The sequence below is a fragment of the Bradymonas sediminis genome (assembly GCF_003258315.1).
GTDB classification, from domain to species: Bacteria; Myxococcota_A; Bradymonadia; order Bradymonadales; family Bradymonadaceae; genus Bradymonas; species Bradymonas sediminis.
Window position 1 is genome coordinate 2307720 of record NZ_CP030032.1, and the last position, 19809, is coordinate 2327528.

At 62.8% G+C, this 19809-nt stretch carries 15 protein-coding genes; 8 read left to right on the top strand and 7 right to left on the bottom strand.

Going from position 1 to position 19809, the window contains the following annotated elements:
• Positions 1-77: 77 nt before the first annotated feature.
• Positions 78-1757, bottom strand: a complete 1680-nt coding sequence (locus DN745_RS08760) for a DUF4388 domain-containing protein (RefSeq protein ID WP_111334025.1) — start codon at positions 1755-1757, stop codon at positions 78-80.
• A 126-nt stretch (positions 1758-1883) separates the two neighbouring features.
• On the opposite strand from DN745_RS08760, the gene DN745_RS08765 reads away from it, so the two are divergent.
• From DN745_RS08765 to DN745_RS08790, 6 genes are all read left to right on the top strand, one after another.
• Positions 1884-3593: a M61 family metallopeptidase gene (locus DN745_RS08765; protein WP_111334027.1), complete on the top strand. Its 1710-nt coding sequence runs from the start codon at positions 1884-1886 to the stop codon at positions 3591-3593.
• Positions 3583-4269, top strand: coding sequence for a hypothetical protein (locus DN745_RS08770; protein ID WP_111334029.1), 687 nt, complete (start codon positions 3583-3585; stop codon positions 4267-4269). The genes DN745_RS08765 and DN745_RS08770 overlap by 11 nt, the downstream gene beginning before the upstream one ends.
• A complete protein-coding gene (locus tag DN745_RS08775; RefSeq protein WP_111334031.1) occupies positions 4266-5639 on the top strand; it encodes an ATP-binding protein in 1374 nt (457 codons plus the stop codon). The genes DN745_RS08770 and DN745_RS08775 overlap by 4 nt, the downstream gene beginning before the upstream one ends.
• Positions 5639-6187 carry a response regulator transcription factor gene (locus tag DN745_RS08780; RefSeq protein WP_111334033.1) on the top strand — a complete coding sequence of 183 codons (549 nt, stop codon included), beginning with the start codon at positions 5639-5641 and terminating at the stop codon, positions 6185-6187. The genes DN745_RS08775 and DN745_RS08780 overlap by 1 nt, the downstream gene beginning before the upstream one ends.
• Positions 6188-6315: 128 nt before the next feature.
• Positions 6316-6774 (top strand): FixH family protein, encoded by a 459-nt coding sequence (locus DN745_RS08785; protein WP_111334035.1) that lies wholly within the window; start codon positions 6316-6318, stop codon positions 6772-6774.
• 56 nt (positions 6775-6830) lie between these two features.
• Positions 6831-7829 carry a hypothetical protein gene (locus tag DN745_RS08790; RefSeq protein WP_133622002.1) on the top strand — a complete coding sequence of 333 codons (999 nt, stop codon included), beginning with the start codon at positions 6831-6833 and terminating at the stop codon, positions 7827-7829.
• Positions 7830-7839: 10 nt separating this feature from the next.
• Here DN745_RS08790 and DN745_RS08795 read toward each other — a convergent pair whose 3' ends face one another.
• A complete protein-coding gene (locus DN745_RS08795; protein WP_111337599.1) occupies positions 7840-8859 on the bottom strand; it encodes a YeiH family protein in 1020 nt (339 codons plus the stop codon).
• A gap of 161 nt (positions 8860-9020) precedes the next feature.
• Between DN745_RS08795 and DN745_RS08800 the strand changes: the two genes are divergently transcribed.
• On the top strand, positions 9021-9929 hold the full coding sequence (locus tag DN745_RS08800) for a LysR family transcriptional regulator (protein ID WP_204355123.1): 909 nt from the start codon (positions 9021-9023) through the stop codon (positions 9927-9929).
• Between the two features lie 6 nt (positions 9930-9935).
• Here DN745_RS08800 and DN745_RS08805 read toward each other — a convergent pair whose 3' ends face one another.
• The 5 genes from DN745_RS08805 to DN745_RS08825 form a co-directional block, all read right to left on the bottom strand.
• Complete coding sequence (locus DN745_RS08805) at positions 9936-12269, bottom strand: GYF domain-containing protein (protein ID WP_111334042.1); 2334 nt, start codon at positions 12267-12269, stop codon at positions 9936-9938.
• Positions 12270-12517: 248 nt separating this feature from the next.
• Complete coding sequence (gene xseB, locus DN745_RS08810; protein WP_204355124.1) at positions 12518-12751, bottom strand: exodeoxyribonuclease VII small subunit; 234 nt, start codon at positions 12749-12751, stop codon at positions 12518-12520.
• A 54-nt stretch (positions 12752-12805) separates the two neighbouring features.
• Complete coding sequence (xseA, locus tag DN745_RS08815) at positions 12806-14572, bottom strand: exodeoxyribonuclease VII large subunit (protein ID WP_111334044.1); 1767 nt, start codon at positions 14570-14572, stop codon at positions 12806-12808.
• Positions 14573-14619: 47 nt separating this feature from the next.
• Entirely contained in the window at positions 14620-15012 is a 393-nt protein-coding gene (locus tag DN745_RS08820; RefSeq protein ID WP_162687558.1) for a fluoride efflux transporter FluC, read from the bottom strand.
• A complete protein-coding gene (locus tag DN745_RS08825) occupies positions 15009-15413 on the bottom strand; it encodes a hypothetical protein (protein ID WP_111334048.1) in 405 nt (134 codons plus the stop codon). Before DN745_RS08825 ends, DN745_RS08820 begins: the two co-directional genes overlap by 4 nt.
• On the opposite strand from DN745_RS08825, the gene DN745_RS08830 reads away from it, so the two are divergent.
• Positions 15412-17223: a S49 family peptidase gene (locus DN745_RS08830; protein ID WP_111334050.1), complete on the top strand. Its 1812-nt coding sequence runs from the start codon at positions 15412-15414 to the stop codon at positions 17221-17223. The two genes, DN745_RS08825 and DN745_RS08830, sit on opposite strands and share 2 nt — an antisense overlap.
• Positions 17224-19809 lie beyond the last annotated feature (2586 nt).

The following is a 19809-nucleotide window of genomic DNA, read 5'->3' on the forward strand; positions in this document are numbered from 1 at the left end:
TTCGCAGGTTCGAGGGACGAATCATTCCGGTGACATTCAACCGTAGGTATAGTGAAAGACGCGGCGCGCCGGCGGCGCTAAACCGTCGCCTGCAACGCGGCCTCCAGGCGAGGGGCGAATTGGCGCATCACCACGAGCACCACCCCGAGGCTGGCGTCTCGCTCGACGAGCGCGAAATGAAAATGCCCCGCCCCGCCGACCCGGCGAATGACGACATAGGCATCCTCAAAGGTCAGTTGAAGCCCGTTCACGCTGCTCGACGCGCTCAAGGAATTCGCCACCCGATGCGCGCAATCGACGATGTCGAGCATGCGCTGCGACATCAGCGCGGGGTCGCGACTGCCCGCGCGTGAGGTCTCCACGAAGTTTGCCTCCGGCACCAGGCCGGGGCCGGTGAGCCCGGTGGCGCGAAGTCGTGCGCAATCGGTGACGAAGTCCTCTAAGGTCGCCAACACGCCCACAGATTGCGCGGGCTGCGGCGCCACCGCGGCTTGCGGCGCCACGATCGCTTCCTGAGTCACGCGGGGTTGCTCGGCCAGCGGCGCCGGCGCATCGACCGCCTCGCCGCCATCGCGCATCAAGCCCTGAATGAGCGCTTCCTCGTCGGCGTCGTCATCGTCCGAGTCCACGAGCACCGCAGGAATCTGCGCGCTGGAATGCGGCCCGCGCCACGGATGCTCGCTGCGCCCCGAAACCGGCGCCTCATCGGCGTCATCGAAGCCCTGAGAGACCTGGTCGAACGCCCCTGAATCCTCCATCGCCACCGAGCTGGCCATGCTGATCTCTTGAAGCTCTGCTTCGGTGAAGAAGGAGTCCCCGTTTAAGCGATCGGTGTGCGCCCCGGGAGGAAACGCGTCTTCGTCCTCTTGCTCGAAACTCGGAGCGCCGCCGATGCGCGGGTTCTTCGAGGTGTTGGTGTCAACCGACGCGGCGTCGCCAAGCCCCGGCGAGGTGGCGCGGTCGCCGAGCTCGCTTTGATTCGTATCGATCTCTGCGGATTCGCTGGTATGGAAGCTCGCGAAGGGAATGTTGTCCTGGGAGGACTCTTCCTTCTCGCGGGCGCGGGTCGCCTCGGCCAGGCGGGCCTCATCGTCGCGGCGCACCGCCTCGAGCAACAGGTCCTGCCAGCCCATCCGGATGGTGCGGGTGTGATAGTCGGCGTCGGACTCCATGAAGATATCGCCCTGGCGAAGCGCCAACATGCGATAGACCGCCACCGGCCCCTCCAGGGTGTCGAACTCCGCGTGCACCAGCTCGCCGCGGTCAAACACGATCTTGCCGCGGTGGTCGCGATGCTTTAAATGCAGCAGCGTGCTGCGCTTGGCCAAACAGAGCATCTGGATGATATCGGTGAGCTCCAGGTCCGACAGCATGCCCTGGAAGCCTTCACCTTCATCGAAGATGTCCAGCGCCATACTCCTCAACTCACTGATATTAAATGGCTTCTCAATATAGTGAGTGATACCCATGCGATCGGCGAAGCTCTCGATGCGCCCGGACCCAAAGGTCGTCATGATGACGACCCGGGCCTCCGGGGCGATCTCTTTGGCCCGCAGAATTAACTGGAAACCGTCGACCTTTCCGGGCATTTTGATATCCGAGACGAGCAGGTCAATATCGCCGCCCTTCAGGATTTCCATGCCCGCTTCGCCGTCCGACGCGGTCAGCACGTGCAGGTCGTCGCGTTCTGGGAACAGGTTCTTCTCAAGCGCCCAGAGCAAATGTTCGTCTTCGTCAACTATAAGGATGCGATGCATGTTTTAGTCGCCACGGTAACACGGTCATCTTGGCCAAGGCTTTCGGCAAGAAAAGCTTGACAAGCACAGGTCATTAACTCGGATATATAACCACGGTTCCGCAGCACGAACAAGCGTCTATCGGTAATGAGAAAATTTCCAAAAATCGAGTCGCCATCACGAGCTTCGGGCGCCGCGTTGCGCGCAGGCGCGCTGGTGTGCCTGCTGCTTATCGTGTGCGCCAGCGCGAGTTGCCGCGGCCTGCGCGGCGCCGATAGCCTGGACGCCCCGGCGCGCTTCGAGCCGATGGTTGGCCAGGCGCCCGGCCCCTCGGCGACCACCAGCACCGGCACCCTCTGGTACCAATTAGAAGTCGCGCCTCACCAGCTAACGGTGCATATTCGCCTGCTCAAGCCGCCGCATCATACGACGTTTTTTCTGCCCGCCCAGTGGGCCGGCCACGCGGACTATGCGCGCGCCATTGAGATCCACGGCGCCCAACTTCCAAGCGGCCCCACCGCCTATACCATCGACCGGGCGAGCGGGCGCATCGAGGTCGAATCCAAGCAGGCGAAGTGGGTGCAGCTGGATTATTCGGTCGCGCTGAGCACCCGCGCCGACCGCTTCGGCCGCTTCCACCCGCGCTACGCCGACAGGACGTTCTTCGCCTACGGCCCGGCCTTCCTCATCCTGCCGAGCGCCCAGATCATCGACACGATTCGCGACATCCCGGTCGAGATTCGCGCCCCGGCCGATTGGAAGATCCTGAGCACGTGGAACGCGCGCAAAAGCGGGCCGTCAAAGACCTCGCCCGACACAACAGTCCACGGCTACCTGGCCGAGACGCCCGCGGCGCTTCGAGACGCCTTTGTGGTGGCCGGCGACGACCTGATTATCGAGCGCCAGGAGCCCGCCGAAGGTGCCCCCAATCACTCCGCGGTCACGCTGGCCTTCGACCCCGAAACCGGCATCGACCGAGCCTCCTTCGGGCGCTCGGTCGGCCAGATACTCGGGGTCTACCGCCAGCGCTTTGGCGACCTCGGCCCGGTCAGCGCCTATATGCGCCAGCTCATCTCCGAAGACGGGCAAGACCACCTCGGGGTGGGCCGCCACGCCGGCTTCGTCATCGAGATGCGCGACAGCGCCCCGGCCGGCGGCGACTCCTCCGCCCCCGCCGAGATCGACCCGCAGATCTCATTGCTCCTGGCCCACGAGGCGTTTCATATGTGGAACGGGCATTCGTTGACCCCGGCGCCGGAGTCTGAGCTTGGGACGCGCTGGTTTAAGGAGGGTTTTACTCACTATATGGCGCTAAAAACGCTGGCCGAACTGGGGCATTTTAGCCGCGAGGAGGTCCTGGCCGAGCTCGCCACCTCCGCCGACCACTATCTGCGAAACCCGGCCGCCCGCCCGGCCTCGCGGGCCAGCAGCAGCCCGGTGGACCGCGCGCGCCTCCCCTACGACCGCGGCGTTCTCCTGGCCCTGGCCATCGACACCTATTTAACCGACCACTCCCAGGGCCGCCTGAGCGTGCACGACTGGTTCCGCGCGCTGATGGATAACCTCGCCCGGCGCCACCAACCATACCGCGCCGGCCATCTGCGCGCCGCGTTTATCAGCACCGCCGAACAAGCCGGGGCGAGCGCCGGCGAGGCCGGTGAGTTCTGGCGCGCGCATGTGGAGACCTCGCGCCCGCTCCACCCAGAGACACTTTTTAAGCGCGCCGGCCTGCATTGGCTCAACTCGCCTCAACAAAATCAGCGCCGCCTGCTACGACTCAACGTGCCGAATAGCCCCTTCGAGCGGCTCTTCCCGGCCGCCCCAACCGCGCCCCCCACGGAGCCCCATGTCCACTAAAAAGATCACCGCGCCCGCCGCCTCGATCGAAGACAATTATACCGAATACCTCGATGAGGAATGCGGCTTCGCCTACGATATCGCCGAGCAGATGACCCGGCAGGATATCGCCACCCAAGACGCGATCATTCAGGCATCGCCCCAGGAGCTTCGGGCGCTCGAAGACGCGATGACAGCGCCTGTAAATGGGCTGCATTTATGGATGCTCGCGCGCGCCTGGGAGCAGGCCGGTGAGATGGGTCGCTATTTCGACCTCTGCGCCCGGCTCCTGGCAGCCGAAGAGGCGCATCCCCTTGTTATTTATCCAGAAATATCGCGCCGCGTCGCGCGTCAACACGCCCTTGCGGGCGACTTTGAGCGCGCCCAGCGGCGTCTTCGAGCGCACCAAGAGCGCTGGGCCGACGATGCCCAGGCGGCACAACTCGCCGCCCTCATCGGGTACCTGGCCAGCCCCGAAGCCAACGATTCGGCGCTGCGAACGCTCGTCGCGAAGTCTGCCGAAGACGCCGAAATACGCTTTGAGATCGCCGAAGACCTGTGGCTTTTCGAGCGCCCCGACGCGGCCGCCGCTTGGCTCGACGAGGCGGGCGAGGTCGCCCGTCAATTCGACCCGGCCACCCTGGTGGACGTCGAGCTATTGCGCGCGCGGATGGCGCGCGCGAGGACGACCGCATGACGGAAGTCTCGCTAGAGCGCCCCTCCCACGCCGCCGAGTTAATCCGGCTACGCTGGTTCGCGATCGCGGGGCAAACCCTGCTGCTCCTAGCCACCCATTTGCTCTTTGCCCTGCAGCTGCCGCTGCTGGCGGTTGGGGCAATCCTGGGCATTGAGATCGCCTTCAACTTCGCCGCGATCCGCCACGCCGCGCGCAGACAACCCGGCGAATCAGAGCACCTTGGCCTATTTATGGTCGTGGATATGCTCATCCTGACCGCCCTTCTATACCTCACCGGCGGCCCGTATAACCCGTTTAGCTTTATCTATCTGGTGCATATCGCGCTGGCCGCCCTGGTGCTCGACTCGCGCGGCACCTGGCTTTTGGGGCTCTTCTCGATCGCGTGTTTCGGCTCGCTCTTTTTGGGCCACCTTCCGTTGCCTGGCCCCGCGGTGATGCCGGGCGGCGACCCGATGCATCATCACAGCAGCGAAGCCATGGATATGCACGTCCAGGGGATGTGGCTGGCCTTCGCGATCGCCGCGCTGGCCATCACCTATTTTTTGGGGCGGGTCACCCGCGACCTTGACCAGCGAAACGCCCAGCTTCACCGGGCGCAGACCAAGGCGTATCGCACCGAGAAAATCGCCGCGCTCGCGACCCTGGCCACCGGCGCGGCCCACGAGTTGGCCACGCCCCTGTCGACCATCGCCATCATCTCCAAGGACCTCGAGAGCGAAGTCAAGCGCCTCGCCCCGCATCCAGGCGAGCCGTCTGGGGAGCTCGTCGAGCTGGTCGAAGACGCGCGTCTTATCCGCGACCAGGTTGACCGCTGCCGCGACATCCTCGAGCAGCTCGCGGTCGACACCGGCCAGACGCTGGGCGAGTCAAACCAATCCTTCGCGCTGCGTGAGCTCATCGACGAAGCCATCGCGATGATCGACACGCAGCAGCGCCTCGATATCGACATCGCCGATGAGCTGCTCGAGACCGTCTTTCTGGGCCCGCAGCGCACCCTCGCCCACGCGCTTCGCGCGCTGATAAAGAACGCGGTTCAGGCATCCAGCGGGGATCAACGCGTCACGATTCAGGCGCGGTACCGCGCGCAAACCCTGCGCTTTGAGGTCATCGACCGCGGGCCGGGAATCCCCGAAGCGTCTATTCAACGAGTGGTTGAGCCCTTCTATAGCACCAAGGCGGCTGGCCAAGGGGTGGGGCTCGGGTTATTTTTGGCCCAGAGCGTGGCCGACACCCTGGGCGGCTCGCTCGAACTCAGCGCGGCCGAGCCCCGGGGAACCCGCGCCCGCATCAACCTGCCGCTTCGGCGCCAGGTCGGCGAAAGTGCGCCGCCACCTCCCGCGCCGCGCACCACTGAACCCGAGGTCCGCTGATGCCCGAAAAACCGACCGCTCATATCCTCATCGTCGACGACGACGCCGTCTTTTGCGAGCGCCTCGCCCGCTCAATGCGCCGACGGGGCTTCGCCACATCGCTCGCCACGAACCACGCTCAGGCCATCACGGTCACCGAAGAAAACTCGGCCGATATGGCTGTCATCGATCTTCGCCTGGGCGCCGACAACGGACTCGAACTCATCCGTGACCTGCTCGCCATTGCCCCCAATATGCGCATCGTGATGCTCACCGGCTACGGCAGCATCGCCACCGCGATTGACGCCACCCGCCTCGGCGCCGTGAACTTCATTCAGAAGCCGGCAGACGCCGACGATATCCTCGCCGCCTTTGAGCGCGGCGAGCGCCCACCGCTGTCGGAGGCGAAGATGGACTATACGCCGCCCAGCCTTGCGCGCGCGGAGTGGGAGCATATCCAACGCGTGCTCGCCGACTGCGGCGGCAATATCTCGCATACCGCCCGTGCCCTGGGAATCCACCGGCGCACCCTGCAGCGAAAGCTCGACGCATTCCCGCCAAACGACTGACGCGCGCCTGCCGCCTCGCAGTCCTGCGACAATTTGCCACATTGGTGCCCCACCCAAAGCAGCTATGATTCAGGTCGAAATGAATCCCGGCCGCGGGCGCGGCCTCCCTGCCAATTGGAGCAAATTGCATGAAAACGCTGACGCGAAGCCGCCTCTCTCGCATGACAATCACCCTCTTTTTTGCGCTCTTCGTCCTCGCCGGCCTCAGCGCCTGTGGCGGGGATGATGACGCCGACGCCGCGCAGCATGAACAGCACGACGACACCCTGCTCGTGTCGGCCAACGGGCATTTTCAGGCCGAGCTGCACGCCATGCCCGAAGCGCCCGTGACCGGCATCAATATGGTGCATCTGAAACTGCTGGACGCCCAGAATACGCCGGTAAGCGGCGCGACCATTGAGGTTGAACCGTTTATGCCCGCCCACGGCCACGGCACGCCCGAGGCGCCGACCGTCGCCGAGGATGGCGAGGGGATGTATACGATTTCGAATATCAAATACACGATGCCCGGCGCCTGGGAGCTTCGCATCGACGTGAGCGCCGGTGGCACCCAGGACCGGATCATCGCCGACTATGAAGTAAAATAATGCGGGCTAAGCTCGCCCGGAGCGCCGTCGCGCTTCGGGCTTAAAGGAGGTACCTGATGAAGTCGAGCCGAAGGAATCAACTCCGCCGCACAGGCATCTTAATGACAGCCTTCGCCGCGACCGCCCTGGCCACCGTAGCGTCCCCGGCCGAGGTCCAGGCGCAGGCATGCTGCGCGGCGACCGGCGCGGGCGAATTCGCGGTGGTTGGCCGCTGTCAATCCGCGGTGATTGGCACCCAAATAAGCGCGTTTCGTCCCACTGGAACCTATAGCGGCGAGGGAGACTATCGTAGCCTTAGCAACGCAGAAGTCGATGACTTTATCCTCTCGGTCGGCGGCGGATTTCGCCCCTTCTCGCCGAGTTGGCAGGTCTACGGCAGCGTGCCGATGCACCTGCAGTACCGGGCGTTCGCGGGCGAAGATGGCGAGGTCGGCGTGGGGCTTGGTGACGTGGCCGGGGGGCTGCGCTGGACGGCGTTTGAGGACACCATGGAGGGCATCGTGTGGGATAAGCCGGCCACGCTGATTCCCTTCGTCGACGTCTATATCGACGCCCTGGCGCCGACCGGGCGCGCGCCGGATGATAGCGAAAAGATGACCGGCGCCGATGTCACCGGCGGCGGGTTCTGGCAAGTCGCTGGCGGGCTGAAGATCACAAAATTCCTCTTGCCGAGCCACGCCCTCACCCTGAACACGACCTATACGCTGCCCTTTGCCCGCGAGGTCCCTCAATCAAGCGGCACGCCCATCGACTTCGCGCGCGGCCAGGCGTTAACCGTCCAATTTTCGTACCTCTATATCCACAACCTTTTCTGGTCATGGGGGCTGACCTCAAGCGTCAAGGTCGAGGGCGACGCGCGCATCGACGGCGCCGCGCTCAGTGATAGTGGCAGCCGAAGGCTGCGATTCGGCGGACATATGACCCATGAATTTGGCTTCCCATTTTGGGAGGCATCGCTGTCGGTGATGATGGATTCGGTCTGGCAAGACGGCGGCTCAAATATCCCCTACGTCGGCCCGGCCGCGACGGTCGGCCTTCGGCGCAACTTTTTATAGCCGCCGCAGCTTAAGCCCAGGGCGCCGCGATAAATAGGAGCGAGGCCGACGCGACGATGACCCATAACACCACGCCCTGCACAAGCGGGCGCGGGCTTAAGCCCGTGAGGGTCTCGCGGGTGAGACCGGCGCCGATCAAAAAGAGAATCAGCACCATCGCTTTCTCGGCGACCTGGCTGACCACCTGGCCGGCGGGTCGAAGCGCGGGGAAGACCGTCACCATCGCGGCGACCAGCAAGAAGCCGAGGATAAACCAGGGCCGGCTGGGCTTGGCCGCGGCGCCGGCGCTTGCGGGCGGCTGCGACTCCGTGTCACGCGACCGCGCCACATACATCCCCAGGCCCACCGTCACCGGCACGATCCATAAGGCCCGGGTCAACTTAATCGTCGTACCAATCTTGAGGGCTTCCTGACCGTAGGTCATTGACGCGCCGACGACCGAGCTTGTGTCATGAATCGCCAGCGCCGCCCACAGCCCAAAGTCGGCCTGCCCAAGCCCGAACGCGTGCCCGATGGGCGGGAAGATAAAGAGCGCCAACCCGTTGAGCAAAAACACCGTCGCCAATGACACGGTCATCTGCTCGTCATCGGCCGCCAGCACCGGCGCGGCCGCCGCGATGGCGCTCCCGCCGCAGATCGCGGTCCCCACCGTGATGAGCAGCCCGGTATTTCGTTGGACCCGCAACCAACGCGCAAGCCACACCCCTACAAGCAGGCTCGCGCCGATGCTCACGAAGGTATAGACAAACCCGCTGGCGCCCATGCGCGCGACCTCCACCAGATTCATCCCCGCCCCCAGGCCGACCACCGCCGCGGCCAGGAGCCGCTTGGTCAACTTACGGGTCGTGGCGATCCACGGATTCCCCAGCAGCACGCCTAGAACGACTCCTCCCAACAGGGAGACGCCGCCCGACACGCCGCTGAGAAGCGCGATCGCCCCGCCCAGCGGAATCACCCACCAGCCCGCCTGCGTCGTTAGTAGCGCTTTTATCGTATAATTCGAGGCTGCCTGGGAGTTCGAATCGTGCATCGGATTGGTCTCGTCTGGGGTGATATATGGCCATGGTTTATCAAACACGCTGCCGGCGCCATCTTCTGCGCCCGGCGCGCTTTACGCCCAGGACTATGGCGCTATGATATCGGCAGAACAAATCGCTTATCTCGATAACCCATAAGCAAAACCGATACTTCATGAGCGCAACGATGCCCCAATCCGCTTTTGACTCGCGCCGCCTGTCCATATTTCGCGCGGTGGCCGAGGCTGGTTCAATCTCAGCGGGCGCCCGGCGGGTATTCTTATCCCAGCCGGCCACCAGCGCGCAGATCCAACAGCTTGAGCAAAAGGTGGGGCGGGCGCTATTTGAGCGCAGCGCACGCGGCGTAAGGCTGACCGCGGCGGGGGCCGAGTTGCTGGACTATGCACGCCGCGTTGAGGCGCTCCTACAAGAGGCGGCGGCAGCGGTGATGCCAGAAAAGGCCCCGGTCGGGCCGCTCATCTTGGCGGCTAGCACCACGATTGCGACCTATATTATGCCGCAGCTTATCGCGGACTTCCTGAAGAGTGTCGGGCATTTCTCGGTGCGGCTGAAGGTCGGAAACTCGACGCAGGTCATCGAGTGGGTCGAGCAAGGCACGGTGCCGCTGGGGCTGGTGGAGGGACCCTCCGATCAGGGCCGAAGTCGGCTTGAGCCCTATTTGGATGATGAAATCGTCGCGGTCGTGGCCGCCAGACCTCAGAAATTTTGTCTACCCAAGAATGCGGCGGCCTTAGACGAAACGCCGATTATCTGGCGCGAGAGCAGCTCGGGCACGCGCAAGGTCGTCGAACGCGCCCTGCGCGAAAACACCGGTCGACGCCCCGCTCCGCTAGACCTCGAATTCGGCAGCACCGGGGCAATCAAAGAAGCGGTTCTATTAGGGCTGGGGGTGGGATTTTTGCCGCGCCGCGCAATCCAAGCCGAGCTCGCCGAGCGCCAGATAGTGGCGCTTGAGATCGACGGACTGTGTTTCCAGAGAAATTACTCCTGGGTGATCCCAGGGCGCGACCTCAGCGGCCTCGCCCAGCGTTTCCATCGCTTTGCGATGCGTGGGCGAGTTTAAGAGGTTTTAAAGAACGAAGGGAGCGCGCATCTTCTGCGGCGAACCCACGAAGGTTGGGAAGCGCCAGCGCGCGCGGTGAGAGTCCATACACTTGGCGAATTCGGTATGGGCGAGGCGGTCGGGCGCGAGCAGCGACTCGGTGACGCGGCCGTTGGGCGCGACCGTAATCGTGAGATAAATTTTGCGCACATCCAGGTCCATACCACGACGCGAATGGCGCTGGCGGCAGACGCTCACGCTCTGACGAATGGTGTCGACGCCCTGATTGATCTCTTTACGGCTCAGGGCCTGTCCCATGCCAGCGTTCTCGGTCTCGCGCTCCTTCAGGGCGGCCGTCGGGCTATAGACCGAATCACTGCGCTCGGTGCGAATCGCGTTCATCGAGTTAAACGCCGGGTTGCTCTTGGCGATCGGCGAGTCCAGGTCGGCGCTAAGCAAAACGCCCTTATCGTCACCGGACTTTATCGTCTTCGTGCTCGAGCCCTTTTTGGAGGAGGCGGCGAGCGCCTCGTCGAGCGAGGGCGCGGAGTCAACGATATTTCCACCGCGAAACACACTGGCGACTTCTTTGGGCTTCTTCGCCGGAGCGTCTTCTGCCGGCGCGGCTTCTTTCTGGGCGACGACTTCACCCTCGTCCTCGGCGGCCGGCGTGTCAGCACCCTCGTCGACCGGAGCTTCAGCCACAGCCTTTTCGTCCGCCGCAGGCGCAACGGGCTCTTCTTTTTTCTCCGTCTCGGCGGCTGCCGGGGTCGCCTCTTTGAGGTCGGGTTTCTCCACGACTTTCGGCTCGATGGACTCGTTATTCTTATTCACAAAGATCATCGCCCCGCCAATAAGGAGGCCGGCGAAAAGAAGTCCGACAAGGATCAAAAGACCCTTTTTCTTCTTTTCATCCTTCTCGATCTCATCGATACGGTCGATGAGTTCGGCGCCTACAGACTCCGGAGCATCCGGCGTCGGGACGGGTTTGGGGGTAGGCGCGCCGAAGCCGACCAGAGGAGCGTCGTTTGACGGGGTGGATTCGGGTCCGCCGAGGTCGAGCGCCGTGGGCATCTCGAGTTCCGGCTGCCCAGCCTCATCGCCCTTCGCCCCGATGGACACAGGCACGGCGCCGAAGGCCGCGTCTTCAGACGGCTCACCGCCGGACGCACCATCAACGCTTGACTGAGCCGAGCCACCATCGGCGGCCAATCCACCAGCCAGGATATCGGGCTCATCCTGCGCAGACGGCTCCTCGTTCGAGGCTTCGTCGGCGGCTTCAGCCTTGTCGTCGGAGCTCGGCGCGTTGAGACGCGCGCGCAAATTAGCGAGGCGGTCGGTCTGGGCCTTCTCGGCGCGCTCAGCCTCTTCCTTCTCGCGCGCTTTACGCGCCTCTTCGGCTTTCTTAGCCTTCTCGGCCGCCTTGCGCTCGCGCTCTTCTTCGGCCTTGCGCGCTTCTTCGGCTTTTCGCGCTTTCTCGGCGGCTTTGCGCTCGCGTTTTTCTTCGGCCTTGCGCGCCTTCTCGGCCTTGCGCGCCTCCTCGGCGGCTTCGCGCTCGCGCTTTTCCTGAGCCTTGCGTTCTTCGTCGGCCTTGCGCGCCGCCTCTGCCTTCTCGGCTTCTTCGGCTGCCTTGCGCGCGTCTTCTTCGGCCTTGCGTGCCTTCTCGGCTTCGGCTGCTTTGCGTGCCTTCTCGGCTTCTTCGGCAGCCTTGCGCTCTTCTGCTGCCTTCTCTGCTTCGGCGGCCTTACGCGCTTCTTCGGCCTTGCGCGCAGCTTCGGCTTCGGCTGCTTTGCGCGCCGCTTCTGCCTTCTCAGCCTCGGCTGCCTTACGCGCTTCTTCGGCCTTCTCGGCCTCTGCAGCCAGACGCGCCTTCTCCGCCTCTTGATGCTTGGCGACGTCCTCTGGGGTGATCGCCGCGATTCCCTGCGAAATCCCGATGGTGCGATTGCGCGGCTTAAGCTTCTGCCCCTTATTTAGCGCGGTGAGGAATTCGTCGGCTTCGCGCACCGGCTTCCAGCCCGCGTAGGAATCAGTCCAGACATAGCACTCATCGCCGAGCTCGCCCGACGCAAAACGCGCGCAGAGATCAGCGAAGGGAAACGGGCCATAACTCTGCCCGTTCACCGAGTAATGCCACGCGGCGCTTGCCGGGTCGAAGGCAGGCGCCTGTACCGCCGGCGGCCGCTGCTGACTGCGCGACGGTTTCGCCTGAGCCGGCTGCGCCGCACGCACCGGTTCGGTCGGCTCACGTACAGTGATGACGTTGTCGCACTTCTTGCAACGCACCTTGAGGACCTTGCCGCGAACCTTCTCGTCGGCAATTCCGTATTTTGTATGACACTTGTCGCAGTAAAATTTCATACGAGACTATAAAGCAGTTTGAAGGCGAGTTGACCGAAGACCGCAGCGAAAGTTTAGCCGTTTCGAACGTCTTATGACAAGGCTAAGCAAATGTTTATGCACATAAAAGAGACCCGTAGCGGCTTTTTTGACCGCGCTTCGAGGTCGAGGAATGATACGCACTTCCTCAAAGAAATAAACACCCGACTTATAAAGCAACAATTTGGCGAGTTAAATCCAGCAAATAAAACGGCCGCGCCAGGCCGAAATCACTCCCGCTCAGCGTCGGGTTCAGCCAAACCCTCAATAATCGCTTTAACCTGCATCTCGGTCTGCTCGATCTTTCCGCGACACATATTGATCAATTGCGACGCGCGCTCGACCTTAATCGCCAACTCATCGAGGTCGACTTCATTGCCGTCGATTTCATCAAGCAACCCTTCAAGTTCCGCCATCGCGTCACCGTAGCGAATCTCGCTGATATCCTGTTGATTTTGCTCCATTATACCCTCTTTATCCATCGGTAATTTCATCTTCAACAATTTCTAATCGCGACCTTAATCGACATCCGCCTCGGCGTCACCCTTGCGCGCGTCGGTGCGTCGCGCGCCGAATTCACCGTGGGCAAGTCGCACCCGGAACGCGGCGCCGGCCGGGATATCATCGGGCGAAAGCGCCACGCCGGCCTCGGTCGACACAATCGAAAACCCCCGCTCAAGTACACGTTGAGGGTCGAGCAGGCGCAGGCGCTGCCGGTGCATCTCGAGGCGGCGCGTCTGGTCGAGCACTAAGCCACTGGCGCGGCGATCCAGGCGCCGGGTGATGTCGGCGAGTCGCTTGGCCTGGCTGGAAAAATGCCGATTGATGCGTTGCAACGACAAGCGCGAGCGGGCGTAGTCGATCGCCTGAGACTGCGCCTTCAGCCGGTTCATCGCGGCCGCGGGGATCGCCCGCTCGACCCGGTCGACCCGGCGCGTCGCCTGCACCAGGCCGCGCTGAGCGGCGTAAGTCAGCGCGCCGCGCACCTGGGTGAGCCGGCGCGTCTCGATCTTGACGCGGCTATCGACCGCGCGCTCCAGCCGCGTCGACGCCCCGCGCAGCCGATGCAGCTCGGCCTCGTGGCGCTCGACGGCGCCAGCGGCGATGCCCTCAAATAACTTCTCGACCCGCTCCAAATACCCCTGCACCCGCGCGGCGCACGCCTGGGCGGCGGCGGTCGGCGTCTTCTGCGATTCGGCCACAAAATCGAGCACACATTGGTCCCGCTGGTGCCCCACCCCGACGATGATCTTCAGCGGATGCTCACACACCGCCTTGCCGATCGCTTCGGTGTCGAAATACGCGAGGTCCGAGCGCGACCCGCCGCCGCGCACGATCGCCAGGACATCATAATCCGCGGCGTGGCGCGCGAAATAATCCAGCGCCCGCAGCACCGACGGCTCGGTCTGCGTGCCCTGAACCTTGGCGTTATGCACGTGCACTTCAAAGCCAAAACCCGTGCGCTCTAGCTCGTGCACGAAGTCATTATAGGCGTCGCTGCCGGCGCTGGTGATCAGCCCGACGCGCAGCGGACACGGCGCCCAGGGGCGGCGCTGGTTGCGCTCGCGAATCCCCATTTTATCGAGCATGGCGAGCACCCGCTCGCGATTCTGGTGGATCTCACCGGTGGTATAGGTCGGATCCACATTATTGATGATGAATTGGTAGGAGCCGCTGGGCGCATATAAATCAATGCGCCCCGCCAGCCGCACCGCCAGCCCGTCGCGCAATCGTATCGCCTCGGGCGCGCCGGCCAGCGCGCGCTCGACCTTCTGGCGGTCATCGCGAAACATCACCACCCGCAGGCGCGCGACCGGGTCCTCATTGGGCGCCAGGCGCTCGACCAGCTCAAAATAGGCGTGGCCGGTGGCGCGGTTTTTGTCGTAATTCTGAATCTCGCCGACCAGCCAGATATCGTCGCTGAATTTTTGGCGAAGCGCCTGGCGCGCTTCCTCATTGAGCTGGCTGATCGAATAAGTGCCCTCGGGGACCTTCAGCGCCCCGGCCGACGCGGGCGCGCCGGGGGCCTGCAGCGGCGCGCCGCCGTCGAGCGGCGTGCCGTTTTGCTCGCAATAATCGCGCAGCTCCGCCGACAGCTTAAAGTGGTGGGCCGATAATTTTGCGATCACCACCGCGACATGCTCCAGCGGGACGTACCAATCCTTGGAATTGCGGTCGAACCAGCGCCCCGGCAAGGTACGCACCACCGGCAAGAGGTCGCGATTATAGGGAAATTTCACGCAGACTCGTTTCTGCTCAATCTCGATATCAATCAGTCTCGACATACTCTCCCTTGCGCCACGAAATAGACCCGGGCGGCCCCTCCTAAGACTTAGAGCGCCGCGCGCGCCACCACATACCAGCCAAATAGTAGCGACAGCAAACCGCCCACGACGCTCACGCCCAGGTAGACGCCGGCCATCGCGCGCTGGCCGGTCTGCCACAGCGCCACCGTGTCGGCCTCAAAGGTCGAAAAGGTCGTAAACGCGCCGAGAAACCCGGCAAAAACAATCGTGCGAAGCTCCGGGCTCCCCCAATCGGCGATCTCGACGCCCGCGCGCGCCATGCCGATCAAAAAACACCCCAGAAGATTCACCGTGAGCGTCCCCCACGCGAACCCATCCTGGCCCATGCGCGCGTAAATCGCCTCGGCGATGCCCGTGCGAAACAGCGCGCCGAGCGCGCCCCCCGCCGCGATGAGCCCAATTTTTGCCCATAAATTCATGAATTTTCGTCCACGCAGGCGCTCAGGTCGGCGCCGAAGCATTTACCCTGGTCGTGGGTGCCCGAGATGGTCTGACACGGAGAGCAGACCTGGTCGGCGGGGCATTGCGCCGCCGACTCACAGCGCGGGCGGCACTCATACTCGAAGCAGACCTCGCCGCCGGGACAGCTCACCGTGGCGTTGCACTCGGCGGTGTCCACGCACGCCGGCGCGCCCAAAATCAGCAGCAAAAAAAGGAGCGCCCAGGCGCCCATAAAATAGGTGCGCCGCGCGGCCCGCGGCGCCGACGCCTCGACATCACCGGCGGGGCTGACTACATTGCGCCCCACCCGCTCTCGCGCCGAATCCATCGCCCGCGCGGCGGGCTTCTTCGATGACTTATGCTCAGGAATATCGACCATGCTACGCGCGCCTTTTGTGTTGCTGCGAAATCTCTTCATGCTCCTCGGCCACCTGTGGTCGAGCTTTTGGTTCAAGCTAGGTTATCTGTTTCGGCGCAAAAAGAAACTCTATATTCGCGTGGATTTAGAGAGCAGCTATCCCTTCGGCCCGCCGGAGGGGATCGCGCGATTCTTCCAGAGCGGCCCGTCTTTTATGGAGCTGCGCGAGAACCTGGCGCGCCTGCGCGACGCGAAAGAGGTCGACGGCATCGTGCTCATTCCGCAGGCAAGCGCGATGGGCCACGGGCAAAAGACCGAGCTCTACCGGCTGCTCGACGACCTTCGCGCCCACGGAAAAGACATCGTCGCGCACACCCAGATGCCCATGACCGCCGATTATATGACGCTCTTAAGCGCCGACTCCATCCTGATGAGCCCGGCGGGGCGCCTCTATTCTTTTGGCCCGCGCTTCGAGCAATATTTTGTGCACGAGGCGCTCCAGAAGCTGGGCATCGTCCCGCAATTTGTGCATATCGGCGAATTTAAGACCGCCTCGCACCGATTCTTGCACGAGTCGATGCCCCTGGCCCAACGCCTGATGATGCAAAACCTCTACCGAAGCCTTAAAGATCTGCTGCTCGAGCGCATCGCCGAGCGCCGCGGCCTCACCCCGGCCCAGGCCGACCGCCTCTTTGAGCAGGCTCCGATGGACGCCCCCACGGCGCGCCGCGGCGGGTTTATCGACGGCGAGGTCTTCCGCGAGTCGGTCCGGGGCTGGCTGGAGGCGGGCGAGCTGGAGGCCGGCGAGTTGGAGGCGCCCGACGCAAAGGCGCCCAAAAACAGCTCAGATACGCTGATGCTCAACGCCGACGAATACCTCGCCTCAGCCCCGGAGCCCTACCGGTGGAAGCCGCTCTTTCGCCGGCCCAAGCGCTTCGCGGTGCTCGACCTCTCGGGCATGATCGTCATGCCGAATATGAATATCCCCGGGCAATCGGCGGTGACGATTGACCCGCACGAGGTCATCCCCGCGCTTCGGCGGGTTCGCGAGGACGCGCGCGTCGCCGGGGTGATCCTGCATATCAACTCCCCGGGCGGCAGCGCCCTGGCCAGCGATATCATCTGGCACGCCATCGAGGAGCTTCGCCGCACCAAACCGGTCATCGCCCAATGCTCGGATGTAGTGGGCAGCGGCGGGTATTATCTGGCGGTGGCCGCCGACGAGATTATCTGCGAGCGCTCCACGCTCACCGGCTCCATCGGCGTCATCACCGGCAAGATGTCGGCGCCGGGCGTGCCGGCCAAAATCGGCGTGAACTTCGAGGCCATCTTCGAGCACGACGCCGACAATTTCGCCAGCCTCACCGAGCCGCTCAGCCCCGAGATGATGGCGCGCATGGACGCCGACGCCCGCAGTTTTTATCGCCGCTTTTTGCAGCGGGTCGGCCAATCGCGCCAATTGTCGCGCCGCCGCCTGCACCGCTACGCCCGCGGCCGGGTCTACCTGGGCGAGGCCGCCCACAAGCGCGGCCTCGTCGACCATATCGGCGGCATGGACCTGGCCGTCGAGCGCCTGGCCAAGCTGTGCGTGATGGACGCCAAGAAGACCGAATTGACCTATATCTCGCACCGCCAACAGGACCTGAAATCAGCGCTGCGCGGCTCGATTTTGCAGAGCCCGTCGATTCAGGCCGGCGCGCTCGGCGCGCTTGGCCAGGCCCTGGTGCCCCAGGCGAGCGACTGGCTCGACGCACTCGCCGAGCCGGCGATGCTCGCCAGCCTGCTCAAAAAAGACCCGATTCTCGCGCTGATGCCCTGGCGAGTGGGATGAGCTGCGTGGCGTAATGTGTCGCCTTCAGGCCTCCCACACCCCTCCTCTCCCCATACCATCCCCCCCTCGCGCCCGGCTCGGCCCTCGCCGGGGGGATCCGATGGGGGTAAAAAAGCGTCATCGCGATCGATTTTGCGATCTTATGCCCCCCTGACCCCTCCCCCCCCTCCCCACCCCCGGTCCGGATCCCCCCCTCGTCGCTCCGGTAGGCCCGCCGAGGGGGATGCGTCCCCGTCCTAAAACCGCCAGTAACCGTCAAAACGCCAGAATATGCCAGCCTTAGGCCCCTATGGGGTCCAGGGGGGGGATGGGATCCCCCTCTCTCGGGGAGGCTTCCCGCCCAAAGGGGGATACGAATGGGGGGGCTGGAGGGGTCAGGGGCCTAAAGCCGGCAGAAAATCCCATTCTCGTCTCGACGCGAAGGGCTTCCCCCCGGTTGGAGAGCAGACTGACCGCCAGCTTCAGCATTAAACGCTCGCCACCCGGAGCCAGGTCATCTTGACCTGGTAGCGAAACGCCTATTCCCCCAGACCTGGAAGGTCTGGCTCCGATGTTAATGCGACCCATTGAACGCTCGCCACCCGGAGCCAGGTCATCTTGACCTGGTAGCGAAACGCCTCTTTCCCAGACCTGGAAGGTCTGGCTCCGATGTTAATGAGACCCATCGAACGCTCGCTACTCGGAGCTAGGTCATCTTGACCTGGTAGCGAAACGCCTATTCCCCCAGACCTGGAAGGTCTGGCTCCGGTTTTAATGAGACCCATCGAACGCTTGCCACTCGGAGCCAGGTCATCTTGACCTGGTAGCGAAACGCCTATTCCCCCAGACCTGGAAGGTCTGGCTCCGGTTTTAATGCGACCCATTGAACGCTCGCTACTCGGAGCCAGGTCATCTTGACCTGGTAGCTACACGCCTTTCCCCAGACCTGGACGGTCTGGCTCCGATTTTAATGAGACCCATTGAACGCTTGCCACTCGGAGCCAGGTCATCTTGACCTGGTTGCGAAACGGCTATGCCCCCAGACCTGGAAGGTCTGGCTCCGATGTTAATGAGACCCATCGAACGCTCGCCACCCGGAGCCAGGTCATCTTGACCTGGTAGCAATAGCCCTGTCTTCCCAGACCTGGAAGGTCTGGCTCCGATGTTAATGAGACCCATTTAACGCTTGCTACTCGGAGCCAGGTCATCTTGACCTGCTAGCTATACGCCTTTCCCCAGACCTGGACGGTCTGGCTCCGATGTTAATGAGACCCATTGAACGCTTGCTACTCGGAGCCAGGTCATCTTGACCTGGTAGCGAAACGCCTATTCCCCCAGACCTGGAAGGTCTGGCTCCGGTTTTAATGAGACCCATCGAACGCTCGCCACCCGGAGCCAGGTCATCTTGACCTGGTAGCAATAGCCCTGTCTTTCCAGACCTGGACGGTCTGGCTCCGATGTTAATGAGACCCATCGAACGCTTGCTACTCGGAGCCAGGTCATCTTGACCTGGTAGCGAAACGCCTCTTTCCCAGACCTGGAAGGTCTGGCTCCGATGTTAATGAGACCCATCGAACGCTTGCTACTCGGAGCCAGGTCATCTTGACCTGGTAGCGAAACGCCTATTCCCCCAGACCTGGAAGGTCTGGCTCCGGTTTTAATGAGACCCAGCGAACGCTCGCCACCCGGAGCCAGGTCATCTTGACCTGGTAGCAATAGCCCTGTCTTTCCAGACCTGGAAGGTCTGGCTCCGATATTAAAGAGCGATCAAAATCGACTGACCGCCCGCATCAATCCGGCGTGGGCCAGCACCCCGGCCCCATGCATCGGCAATAGTCGGCCTCATTGCAGGTATATGCGCCCCCGCAATCCTCGTCCTGGCAGGGATAATAATACTCAACGCAAGTCGTATCGTTGAGACATGCCACCTGGCACGAATTCGTGCCGCAATCGATCCCGCCGCTACAAGCGGTATCAACCTCTCCAACCTGTCCGCATTCAATATGGCACTCAGAGGAACCACATTGAATGGCCCCCTCACACGCGTTAAGGCCCAGGCAGCGCAACGTGCATTGCGGCGAATCGCCGCAGTCGATGGGCCCCTGGCATGCCCATTCCCCCTCACACAGAACGGTGCATTTCCCATCACCGCATTTGACGGGGCGTCTACAACTCGAATCTCTCTCACAATGAACGACACACGCCAGACCATCCGGACATTCAATCGAACCCAATGATACACTCTTAATATGACATTCACCGTTTCGACAACCACCATTGCATATATCCGGACAGATATTTACGTCGGCATCCGCATCTGAAACGTCCGAAACGGCATCATTAATGATATCTTCTGCGCCGCCATCATCTTGATCAATATCCTCGTCGACATCGTTGACAGCATTCCCATCTTTTGGAGGGGAGGCGTCGACATCCCGGTCTGTACACGCTCCATCCACGCAAACTCGCGTTCCCCGACAGTCATCTTGCGACTTACACCCGACAGAATTGGTGTCTGAACTGCATGCTGATAAAGTGGCAATTTGATATAAGAAAAAGCAAAGAATAAGTAGACGATTCATAATCATCTCGATTGAATATCAGCAT

Bases quoted from the DNA above. Each gene is read 5' to 3' on its own strand.
- DN745_RS08760 (WP_111334025.1), bottom strand. From the start codon at position 1,757: ATGCATCGCATCCTTATAGTTGACGAAGACGAACATTTGCTCTGGGCG.
- DN745_RS08765 (WP_111334027.1), top strand. From the start codon at position 1,884: ATGAGAAAATTTCCAAAAATCGAGTCGCCATCACGAGCTTCGGGCGCC.
- DN745_RS08770 (WP_111334029.1), top strand. From the start codon at position 3,583: ATGTCCACTAAAAAGATCACCGCGCCCGCCGCCTCGATCGAAGACAAT.
- DN745_RS08775 (WP_111334031.1), top strand. From the start codon at position 4,266: ATGACGGAAGTCTCGCTAGAGCGCCCCTCCCACGCCGCCGAGTTAATC.
- DN745_RS08780 (WP_111334033.1), top strand. From the start codon at position 5,639: ATGCCCGAAAAACCGACCGCTCATATCCTCATCGTCGACGACGACGCC.
- DN745_RS08785 (WP_111334035.1), top strand. From the start codon at position 6,316: ATGAAAACGCTGACGCGAAGCCGCCTCTCTCGCATGACAATCACCCTC.
- DN745_RS08790 (WP_133622002.1), top strand. From the start codon at position 6,831: ATGAAGTCGAGCCGAAGGAATCAACTCCGCCGCACAGGCATCTTAATG.
- DN745_RS08795 (WP_111337599.1), bottom strand. From the start codon at position 8,859: ATGCACGATTCGAACTCCCAGGCAGCCTCGAATTATACGATAAAAGCG.
- DN745_RS08800 (WP_204355123.1), top strand. From the start codon at position 9,021: ATGAGCGCAACGATGCCCCAATCCGCTTTTGACTCGCGCCGCCTGTCC.
- DN745_RS08805 (WP_111334042.1), bottom strand. From the start codon at position 12,269: ATGAAATTTTACTGCGACAAGTGTCATACAAAATACGGAATTGCCGAC.
- xseB (WP_204355124.1), bottom strand. From the start codon at position 12,751: ATGGAGCAAAATCAACAGGATATCAGCGAGATTCGCTACGGTGACGCG.
- xseA (WP_111334044.1), bottom strand. From the start codon at position 14,572: ATGTCGAGACTGATTGATATCGAGATTGAGCAGAAACGAGTCTGCGTG.
- DN745_RS08820 (WP_162687558.1), bottom strand. From the start codon at position 15,012: ATGAATTTATGGGCAAAAATTGGGCTCATCGCGGCGGGGGGCGCGCTC.
- DN745_RS08830 (WP_111334050.1), top strand. From the start codon at position 15,412: ATGCTACGCGCGCCTTTTGTGTTGCTGCGAAATCTCTTCATGCTCCTC.
- DN745_RS08825 (WP_111334048.1), bottom strand. From the start codon at position 15,413: ATGGTCGATATTCCTGAGCATAAGTCATCGAAGAAGCCCGCCGCGCGG.